At 64.5% G+C, this 9,486-nt stretch carries 9 protein-coding genes; all 9 read right to left on the reverse strand.

Annotation, left to right across the window (positions count from 1 at the left end):
- Positions 1 to 310 precede the first annotated feature (310 nt).
- Positions 311 to 3,049 carry a phospholipase D-like domain-containing anti-phage protein gene (locus CKO23_RS22875; RefSeq protein ID WP_200335524.1) on the reverse strand — a complete coding sequence of 913 codons (2,739 nt, stop codon included), beginning with the start codon at positions 3,047 to 3,049 and terminating at the stop codon, positions 311 to 313.
- Entirely contained in the window at positions 3,046 to 3,471 is a 426-nt protein-coding gene (locus CKO23_RS22880) for a type II toxin-antitoxin system VapC family toxin (protein ID WP_200335526.1), read from the reverse strand. Before CKO23_RS22880 ends, CKO23_RS22875 begins: the two co-directional genes overlap by 4 nt.
- Positions 3,459 to 3,692: a hypothetical protein gene (locus CKO23_RS22885; protein WP_200335528.1), complete on the reverse strand. Its 234-nt coding sequence runs from the start codon at positions 3,690 to 3,692 to the stop codon at positions 3,459 to 3,461. The genes CKO23_RS22880 and CKO23_RS22885 overlap by 13 nt, the downstream gene beginning before the upstream one ends.
- Positions 3,693 to 3,721: 29 nt before the next feature.
- Positions 3,722 to 6,394 carry an anti-phage-associated DUF1156 domain-containing protein gene (locus tag CKO23_RS22890; RefSeq protein WP_200335530.1) on the reverse strand — a complete coding sequence of 891 codons (2,673 nt, stop codon included), beginning with the start codon at positions 6,392 to 6,394 and terminating at the stop codon, positions 3,722 to 3,724.
- Positions 6,395 to 6,417: 23 nt separating this feature from the next.
- A complete protein-coding gene (locus tag CKO23_RS22895; RefSeq protein WP_200335536.1) occupies positions 6,418 to 6,831 on the reverse strand; it encodes a PIN domain-containing protein in 414 nt (137 codons plus the stop codon).
- Positions 6,828 to 7,112, reverse strand: coding sequence for a FitA-like ribbon-helix-helix domain-containing protein (locus CKO23_RS22900; protein WP_200335538.1), 285 nt, complete (start codon positions 7,110 to 7,112; stop codon positions 6,828 to 6,830). The genes CKO23_RS22895 and CKO23_RS22900 overlap by 4 nt, the downstream gene beginning before the upstream one ends.
- Before the next feature lie 91 nt (positions 7,113 to 7,203).
- Positions 7,204 to 7,836, reverse strand: coding sequence for an anti-phage-associated DUF3780 domain-containing protein (locus CKO23_RS22905; RefSeq protein ID WP_200335540.1), 633 nt, complete (start codon positions 7,834 to 7,836; stop codon positions 7,204 to 7,206).
- Positions 7,833 to 8,282: a hypothetical protein gene (locus tag CKO23_RS22910; protein WP_200335542.1), complete on the reverse strand. Its 450-nt coding sequence runs from the start codon at positions 8,280 to 8,282 to the stop codon at positions 7,833 to 7,835. The genes CKO23_RS22905 and CKO23_RS22910 overlap by 4 nt, the downstream gene beginning before the upstream one ends.
- Positions 8,283 to 9,107: 825 nt before the next feature.
- Positions 9,108 to 9,486: transposase (locus tag CKO23_RS22915; protein WP_200333883.1), on the reverse strand; the 379-nt coding region annotated here is incomplete at its 5' end.

The raw sequence follows: 9,486 nt of genomic DNA on the forward strand, positions 1-9,486 counted from the left end.
TGCGTGTGCGCGTCGATCAGTGCTGCGAACGGATGGGCCATCGGTTTTCTCCCCTTGAAAAAGGCGGGGAGCCTTTCCAGCCCGGCTCGCGAGCCGCCGAGTGTCACGGACTCGGATGGCGGTGTTCAGCCATCTTCTAAGAAAGACAGTCGGAAGCGTCAATGGCGCTGCCGAAAACCGATCACATGGGGCTATCTGCAGCGAAAAAAATACTCATCGGCAGGCATCATGCCTGCGGAATGTGCGGCGGAAGACATCCATCCGGGGTGTTTGCACACGATTTCTTGCCGCTCAACAACAGGTGGCGCAGCTACGGGCCACCCCACCCCATCCGCATCAAATTCTCCAGATCCCGCCGCGCGAGCACCGTGGCACAGTCACGCCAAGCGTTCGCGCTGGGCTCGAGGCTGTCGTTGTAGCGCAGGTCGAAGCCGGTGGCCTGGCGGCGCTCCTCGATGTAGCGGTCCATCTGCTCGCCCAGCGTCTCGAGGTCATCGATCCAATCGTCGCGGATGGTGTCCGGTAGCCCTCCAAAGAGGTCGTAGCGGTTGCGCATGCGCTCGGAGAGGCGCTGATAGACCGTCTCGTCGACGGTGCCTTGGTGGACCAAGTTCAGCATGTCAACCGTGGAGCGGGCCTGCCCGAAGCGCTTGATGCGCCCGATGCGCTGTTCTAGCCGGGTCGGGTTCCACGGCAGGTCGATGTTGATCAAGGTTCCCAAGGTCTGGAGATTGAGGCCCTCGCAGGCCGCATCGGTTGCGACCATGATGCGGATGTCGTGGTCGGCCACCATCCGCTTGAGCTCCTCGCGCACGATGCCGACCGCTTGACCGTCGCGATACAGACGGCTGCGATCGGCGCCGGCGTAGAGGCCGATGGTCTCAGCCGGATCGTCCTCGGCGAGGGCATCCGCCACCCAGCGGGCGGTGTCGTAGTATTGGCTGAAGATGATGCAGCCAAGCTCCAGCCAGCCTTCCTCCTTGAGGTAATAGCGGACCGCGTCGAGCTTGGGATCGCCGCGCATGCCGTCGAGCGCCGCGATCAATGCCTCGAGGGCCGCGCGCTCGGCGTCGGTCTGGAGCATCAGCTCCAGATCCTGGTCCTCGGTCTCCTCGTGGACCTCGCGGCCTTCGAGCAAGGCGGTCGCGGTGTTGAGGCCCGCGACGATGCTCGAGCACACCCGCTGCTCCATCAGGTTCTTCATGAAGCCGCCGCCCTTCCCGCGACGGGCGAGGACACGTCCGAAGGCCCGCGCCTCCTCATAGGCCCGATCGAAATCCGGTGGCGTGCGCAGCGCGATGTCCTGGAACAAGGCATTGAAGCGATGCGGATCGCGGACCAGGCCGGCGTCTGGATGGACGTTGACCGCGATCTTGTCCAGCAGGCCACGGCCCTCCAACGTGGAGCGCTTGCGCAGGACCACATGGCGCACCAACGGATTCTCGCGCTGGAAGAAGCGCGCCCCATCGATGACCCGCTCCAGCTCGGTCTCCAGGTCGTCGCGTAGATCGGGCGGAAGATCGGTCAGCGCGCCCGCCAAATGCTCCTTTCGGCCCAGTCCCAGGTCTTCGCGCAGGTTGCGAAACAGGCGCCGGGCGTTCGGCTCGTTTGTCGACTCCATGGTCGGCAGCGGTGAGCGCAGCAGCCGCCAGCCGAAATCCAGGTTCTCGACCTGCTCGGCCCCATTCAGGATGGGCAGCACGCGCGCCGGTTGGTGCCAGGGTGCGAGCTCGTTGCCGAGCACGAAGCCGCTGCTGCCGCGGTGCAGCACCCGCACGAGATCCCAGAGATCCTCGGCGTGCGTCTGGATCGGTGTCGCGGTCCCGAGGAGCACATGATCGGCACGATTGGCGACGGTCAACATGAAGGTCAGCAGCCCATTGGGCTCGCCCACATCACCGCCATAGCCCTGACGGGTGCGCGCCTTGTGCGCCTCATCGAGGACGACCAGCTCGAAGCTCAGGCCGCTCAGGATGGCCTTCTCCTGCGAGGGCTGGACCATCAACCCGGTCGAGACGATCCCGATGCGCAGCGGGCAGCGCGCGATCTGCTCCGGCCCCGCCGGCGAGATCGCCCGCGCCTCCGGATCGAGCCAGACCTTGCGGCTGGAGTGCCAGCGTCCGCAGGGGATGCCGAGCTTGTCGATCATCTCGGTCTGCCACTGCTCGCACAGGGTCGCCGGCGCGAAGATGGCGATCGGCTTACGCCGCCGACGGGTCTTCTCGGCGAGCAGGCACAGGGTCAGCGCCGCGGTGCCGAGCGAGAGGGTCTTGCCGAGGCCCACCTCGTCGGCCAGCAGGAGCCGCACCTGCCCATGGTCGTCGTAGTGGCGTAGACACTCCGCCACGAAACCCTGCTGCCAGGGCTGCAAGGCCATGCCCTCGCGATAGAGCGGTGACTCGATCAACGCGGCGGGAGCCAGTGTCTCCTCGCTTTCGAGGTCCGGCAGGGTAACCTCGAAGCGCTGCCCACGCCGTCTGACCTCGCGGCAGACGGCCTCCGGCAAAGGTCTGGCGGCGTTCCAGAGAAACTCGAACTCGGCCTCGATCCAGGCCACCCCCTCGGGCGAGTCGTCCTCCCAGAGAATCTCGTAATGGCTTTGCCAACCGTGGCGGGTCTCGTTCATGGAGCCGATGAAGCCGAGCTTGCGTCCGTCGGCGCGCTCGATGACCCCGGCCTTGCCGTGCAGAAACCCGCAGAGGCTGTCTGGCGCGACCCGGATGACCTGACCACGCTGGGCGAGAAAGGCGTCCAGGCGCCGATAGCGTTCGCGGTTGAGCAGGGACTCGGCCTCGATCGAGCGCTCGTTCCAACGCCCGAGCAGACGCGACTCGCGCAACTGGGCGACCTTCAGGTCCTCGGGCGTGAGGTCGACGTTGCAGACGATGCGCACGTCCGGAATCGGCTCAAGCCATTCGTGCGCGATCTCGAACAGCGAACTGGTGAAGTAGCCGGCAATGCGCCGGTAGCTGCGTGCACCCTGGAGGTGCTCAGCGAGGAAGCTCTGGTCGAGCGGTCGGGTCCGGGAGGAGAAACGACGGATGGTCAAGGCGTCGACGCATCGGAAAAAGGATTCAGAACCGACACACCGCTCCGCTCCACGTCCCGCACATTCCGAGTCACCAGCGTCAATCCGTGCTCCTGCGCGGTGGCGGCCAGCAAGCCGTCGATCACCGGCAGCGCGTCAGGGACATTGTTGTGCCCCCAGCGTTCCGCCACGGCGGCTGATACCGGCAGAATGTGCTCGGCAAAGACTTCCTTGATGAGCGCGAGGCGTTGCTCCAAGCGCTCGGCCTGCACTGGGTCACGGCGGCGCAAGCGATCGATGCCTTGCCGCACCTCGCCGATCACCAGGACGGAGAGATAGAGCCCACTCGGGTCGGCCGCGTCATACCAAGCCCGCACGCCGGCATCGGCGCGCTCGCCCTTCTGCACCTCAGATAGCACGTTGGTGTCGATCAGGAAGCCCATTCGGGGTCCCCTCGACCGAAATCCCGCGGGCGTTGCAGGTCCTCGGACGTCAGTCCCTCGGTCAGTCCCGCCAGCAGGGCTTTCAAATCATTGGTGTTGGCGAATGCGCTGGGTGGATCCTCCAGCAGCAAGAGGACACGCAGATGCGTTCCGTCCGGGATCGACTCCGGTAAGCGTATGCGGTGCTGCTCGACCGTGGCCTCTAACTCAATGGCTCTCATAGGAATCCTCCAAGTCGGTGGTGAAGACGCTATTGCAGCCGCTGATTGCGCATCCGCCCCGCGATCGCTTCAGCGGCGCGGCGGATCTCGGCGACGCGCGCCTTGGCGGCGATGAAGTCCGTGATGTCGATCAGCACGGGACGCCGGTGCAGATAATCCGTCACGGCGTCTTGCAGGTTGGCCATGACCACGCCGGGGTCTTGCTCGGCGAGGAAGGACTGGATGGCGACGATCAGGGCGCCGAGCGGGGTCGGACCGATCTCGGTGCGGTCGGTGAGGTCGCGCGGCTTGAATTCGGTGACGGCCTTCAGCCGCGCGGCGTTGGGCTTGATGCTCGCCATCACGGCGGCGTAGTCGGCGACCCGGAACGCCTTGGCGAAGTTCTGGTAGTTGTCGAGCTTGGAAGCGCCGGTGGTCTCCATGTCGAGCATGCGCAGATAGAAGCGCTGGATGCCCGAGAGAGCCGTCCAGGTCTCCGGGTCGAGCCCGTCGGGGACCAGGAGCCCGTTGGCGGTCTCGGCGGCCTGCTCGACGATCTCGTCGACAACGGTCGCCTCACCCTTGCGTCGCGGGCGCAAGGCAAAGCTGGTCACGTCCTCGCCGCCGATGCTGGTGTAGCCGGTCAGGACCTTGAGCGCGGCGGCATAGCCGGCCATTTGCAGGTCCGAGTCGTTGAAGACGGGGGTCCCCATCCGGGTCGCGGTCTCGTCGTTCAGATGCAGCATCTGCTGGATCTGGGCGTCGACCTCGCGCTTGACCTCGGGGAGGAGGCGCTGCTTGAAGCCGGGGCGCTCGCCCGCTGGGCGCTTGCGCAGCATCAGGATCACGGTGCCTTGGACGTAGCCGCCCTTCTTCAGCTCCGAGGTCGTTTCGGTGGCGATGTACCAGGCCCCGACCACCTGCAAGCCGGACGCCCAGAAGATGCTCACCATGTCGGACCAGACGCCGGTGTCCTGATGGGTGAACATGACACATTGCATGCCGTTGTCCGGCATGTGGTCGGTCATGGCCTTGTAGGCATCGACCATGCCGCGGCGGAAGTCATCGCCTGAGCCCTTGATGGCGAGGTCGCGGCGCGAGTCCCAGGTCCATTGGTCGAAGGGGCTAGGCGGATTCTTGCGGAGCCAGGCGATGAAGTATTCGGTGATCTCGTGGTAGTGGACGGCATCTGCGTAAGGGGGGTCTGTGATCCAGGCATCGCAGATCGTCTCGACGGCATGGGCCGCAGTAGTGGTGATCGTTCCTCGACCTACGATAGGAAAGTGCTTGTATTTGGCATTTTCACCTGGGCGCAGCATCCAGAAGCCACGGGTTGCGTAGTTGTAGAAGGTGTTCAGCGCCTGATTGTAGAAGACGTGCTCAGCACCATCAGCAGAAGGAGCGCGGCCGGCACGACCTGGCGACCCAAGTCGCCACTGAGACAGCTTCGCCGACTTATCGGCGACGAAGGTGCGATCAAATGCCAGGCAGGCGCTCATGAAGGGATCGCCGATTTCTCGGATGCTCTGAGCGAGTAAGGCCGCGCAGTGGAGTTGGCGCGCGTTGAAGAGCTGATGCCAGTATTTCCAACCGCGTTCGCGAATTGGCTGATCTGTGTTGTAACCTGGCTCAATCGCCATTTCAGGAGTCAGTCCCTCCTCCTGCCAGCGACTGAGATTCTCTGCGACGATGCCCTCGACCAGTCGCTCGCGCTCCAGGTCCTCCTCCGTCACCGACGCAAAATAGGTCGCCGGTCGACGCTTGTGCAACGTCTCCGCCCTCATCCACTGAATGCAGTAGAGCCGCTCTTGGAAGACGTCGTCCGGGCCTGGCAGAAACTCATGCTCGCCCCAGGGCCGTAGATGGTTGCGTGTCTCACCGCTCGCGTCGCGGAAGTCGCCGCGAAGCGAGCTGATGGAGCGGCGATACCGCCGGCCCTCGACCTCGTAGACAAGGTACCCGTCCTGGACCGTGCCAAGCCCTGTCTGCTCCAGATCGGCCGCGTCGGTCGCGAGACGAATACGGATATCGAACCGCTTGCGGTCTGGGTCGGGGACCAGCTCAGCGACCGTTGGCCGCACCTTGCTGACGATCCAGGTCGTCGACATCGGGATCATCCAACCCGTGTCTGGACAGCGCGTTTCGAGGCAATACAGAAATGCCTTGGCGCGGTCGCCATTGGCCTTGTGCTCGATTTTGAGGGAGGCGATCTTGGATTCGACGCTGTTCGCTATGCGCTTCTGAGCCTGTTGTAGGGCTTCGCGCTGCGCCTGATCGGAACCCACAATGTTCAGAGCGCCCCAGGACAGCATGCAGGCAATGGGATTCAGATCTGAGCCATAGGCATCGCATCCCAAACGGGCGGCTTCGAAGGGGACTGACCCGCCGCCACAGAACGCATCGCCAATGAGCGGACGTCTCCCGAAGCGGAGAATGCCCAACTGCTCGACCAACTCCGCATGTGAGTGCGCCGACACACCGAACCGACCCAGATGCGCGTTGACGGCACTCCAGATCGGACCGTAGAGCAGGCCCGGATCACATTTCCAGTAGGACCCCAATGCGGTCAAGGTCTGGTCGGCTTGTGCTTTGCGCTCTTTCTGTGCTTCGGCAGAGATTTTCTGAGCGGGAAAGACCGCCTCGATCAGCGCCGGCGCATCACGCAGCCGAAAGGGCTCGAGCTGACGGGGTCGGTCGGTCGTTTCCGTAGAGGCTTCAAGCATGAGGCGTCCTGTTTCGTATGCGCCTACAGGGCGTCTTGTGGGGGCTGACGAATCCAGTCTTCCAGCCGCAAGCCGTCGAAGCGCTCGTAGTGCTTGGTGTTGCCGGTCGCGAGGGTAGCCCCGTGGGCGAGCGCGATGGCGGCGATCATCAGGTCCGCATCGGCAACCGTCTTGCCGAGCGCTCGCAGCCGGGCCTTGTGCTGGCCGAACAGCAAGGCGCTGGGCAGCGTGAAATCGAGGATCGGCAGGGTCGCGAGGAATTCCGTCACCAGGGTCTGGTTCGGCTCCGGGGCACGTGAGTTGGCGGCGCCGTAGGCGAGCTCGCAGGCGGTGATCCAGGTCGTGGCCACACGGTCACGGGTCGCGCGGCGCCGCGCCAAGACCTGCGCATTGCCCCGCAGGATCTCGATGCAGACGTCGGTGTCCAGGAGCTTCACAGGGAAAACTCGCGTCCGGGAGTGCGGGCTTGGTAGATGTCCTCGATGAGCGCTGCCGTCGCTTCGGCATCGCCCTGCCAGCGTCCGGCCAGCGCCTGCCATGCGGCGAGCTGGGCCTCGGTCTCCTGCTGGAGCCGCACGGAGGGGTCGACGGACGGCTCCAGGGCCTGCTCGAGCAGCCAAATGGCCTCGCGATTGAGGCTGCGCTGGTCCTGCGCGGCGCGCGTGCGCAGGCGTTCCATCAAGGGAATCGGGATGTCTTTCAAGGTGAGAGAGGGCATGGCGACGCTCGCGGGGACAGGAGATACAACCATTTTGGTTGCGCGCGGCGTGGCCGTCAATTCTGGCGCGCCGCCCCGGGGTCCCTGACACTCAGTCGTCGAACAGCGGAAGTGTCTGCGGGTCTTGCGGATCGGGCTTGGCCGAGAGCGTGCGAAACCGTTGCACGGCGTTCTGGGCGACGTCGCCCAAGGCATAGCGCAGGGCGACCCGCCAGCCCTTGTCGGCGTCTTGAATCCCGCCCGTCGCCACGGCCGTCATGCCGAACAGCCACCAGCGCTCCTCGGGGCGGAGCGCGAGCCAGTTGCGGATGGCCACGCCGATCTTGTCCGGGTCGAGGCGCTCGACTCCCCAGGCGAGGACACAGAGCTCTTTGCCGAGCAGACGGTCCACGGGGGTATCGCCGATCTTCCAGGCACCGGGGGCCAGGTCGTGCTCTTTGAGACGGGCGTTGAAGGCGCGCTGCACCTCGGCGCGGATGGCGGTCCAGCGATGGCGCTCCAGGAGGACACGATCGATCACTTGCTCGCGCGCCGTCTCTGAGCCCATGCCGAGGTGCTCGCAGATCAGCACGGCCGCAGCGTTGCCACGCGGGATGCGCACCACGAAATGGTGCGGGTTCGAGGTTGCCGGAACGCCGAAACCGAGGGTGCGGTGGGCATAGCTGTCCCGCTTGTCGGGGGATCTCGCCCCGGACGGGTCAGACTTGGCGGCGCGGGCCGTCATGCGTCGGTGTCCTGAAGCACGTCGCCGTGGCCGATGGCAATCCCGGCCAGCTCGGCGAACTCTTTGAGGGCGAAGCCGTCGCCAAAGGACACGCCACCCCGGATGAGGAGCTGCACCGGCGCCTGGGCCTCGCCCAGTGCGTCGCGCAGACCGTTGATGGCCGTCTCGATGGCGGCGGTGGTCAGCTCGCGCTCGTTGAAGCGCACCTGCACGGCGCTCTCGCCCTCACCGAGGAGGATCTGCACACCGCGCAGGCGGATATCCGCGCGGTCCTTGAAGCGCTGAATGAGCGCGAACGCCTTGTCCGTGGTGTCGATGGAGACGCGCTTGTCCTTCACCAGCTCCGCGGCCTTGTGGTCGTCGATGATGAGGCGGTCGTCGCCCGCCGAGGGGATCTGGATCTTGGCGCTCTTCTCGACCTCACCGGCCTTGGCGGCGATGAGCACCGTGCAGCCCTTGGCCGGTACGGCGAAGGCCTCGGTGTACCGCTCGCCCTCCTTGGGCTTACCCCATCGACTCCGGGCGCCTTGCGTCCTTTCTGTCGCTCGAAGCTTTCACGCAAGCCCTCGGGGTCAAACAACAGACCCATCAGGGAATTGAACCGCTCTCGCAGTCGCTCGCGTGCCATCAGTGTGAAACGCTCAAGTTTGGTTGTCACGGGCTTCAGTCCTCTCGGCGTAGGGCCGTGTGTCGCTCTCGCGTTGTCTCAAACCGCCGCCCCTTTGCTCGACCCGCATTACCGGGCGTCAACGCTACTATGGGCGGCTCCGACTTCCACACACCACCGCCCGTGTCCTCGCTTTCTACACTTGTTCACGGGTGCCCGCCTCCAGCGGACCGATGCATGGATCTCCTTGGTTACCACATACTCGCAATGTCAGGCTCGACACGGACTCTGACCCCGGGGAGTACCCACACCACTTGCCGTGACGCAGTGCGGGTTGTTGCCTGCCGGAGGGACGAACCCGTCGGCACTCTCCAACGATAAATTTTTCGGGGCTCAATACCTTCAAGGTCGGCTTCAACCGTTACCTTTGCACCTCGCCTGCTTTCGTGCCTACGCATCCGCTCGCCCGTTACCGGACAAACGGCAAGGCTCGATACTGGGCTCGTGGCTAGCGACTACCCAGGCGGGACTTTCACCCGCTAAAGTACGCGGCTTTGCCAAGCCGCACCGTCCCCTTTTCCAAAGGCCTTTTGCGGCATGTGGTGCCCCACTTCTCCTGCGCCTCTAGTGCAACAGAGTGGAAATCCCGAGACTGTTTAATCATTCATGCTGCGAGCGGCTTTCCCTCATAGGTCCAGCGGAAGGGTTTGGCCAACGTGCGATTGAAGAAGTCGATGAAATCGCTGATGCGTTTCTGAAGGTCGTCGATGGAGGTGAAGTTGCCACGGCGCAGGACTTTGCGCGCCAGGATCGAGAACCACATCTCGATCTGATTGAGCCACGAGGCGTGCTTGGGGGTGAAGTGAAAGACGATGCGATGGCTCGGATCGCTGAGGAACGCGGTGCGCGTGGCCATGGATTTGAGGATGCCGTAGCGCTCCTTCACGCCGAGGTCGCCCTCGAAACCGATGGCCTCGGCGATGAGGCGCACAACCGCCTCGGAGCAATGGATGTTGAGGTTGTCCATGACCAGATGCCACGGG

This window comes from Thiocystis violacea (assembly GCF_016583565.1).
Classification (GTDB): domain Bacteria; phylum Pseudomonadota; class Gammaproteobacteria; order Chromatiales; family Chromatiaceae; genus Thiorhodococcus; species Thiorhodococcus violaceus_A.

Excerpts from the sequence above, each read along its gene's own strand:
- CKO23_RS22900 (WP_200335538.1), bottom strand. The coding sequence starts at position 7,112 with ATGCCCTCTCTCACCTTGAAAGACATCCCGATTCCCTTGATGGAACGC.
- CKO23_RS22885 (WP_200335528.1), bottom strand. The coding sequence starts at position 3,692 with ATGAGAGCCATTGAGTTAGAGGCCACGGTCGAGCAGCACCGCATACGC.
- CKO23_RS22880 (WP_200335526.1), bottom strand. The coding sequence starts at position 3,471 with ATGGGCTTCCTGATCGACACCAACGTGCTATCTGAGGTGCAGAAGGGC.
- CKO23_RS22905 (WP_200335540.1), bottom strand. The coding sequence starts at position 7,836 with ATGACGGCCCGCGCCGCCAAGTCTGACCCGTCCGGGGCGAGATCCCCC.
- CKO23_RS22890 (WP_200335530.1), bottom strand. The coding sequence starts at position 6,394 with ATGCTTGAAGCCTCTACGGAAACGACCGACCGACCCCGTCAGCTCGAG.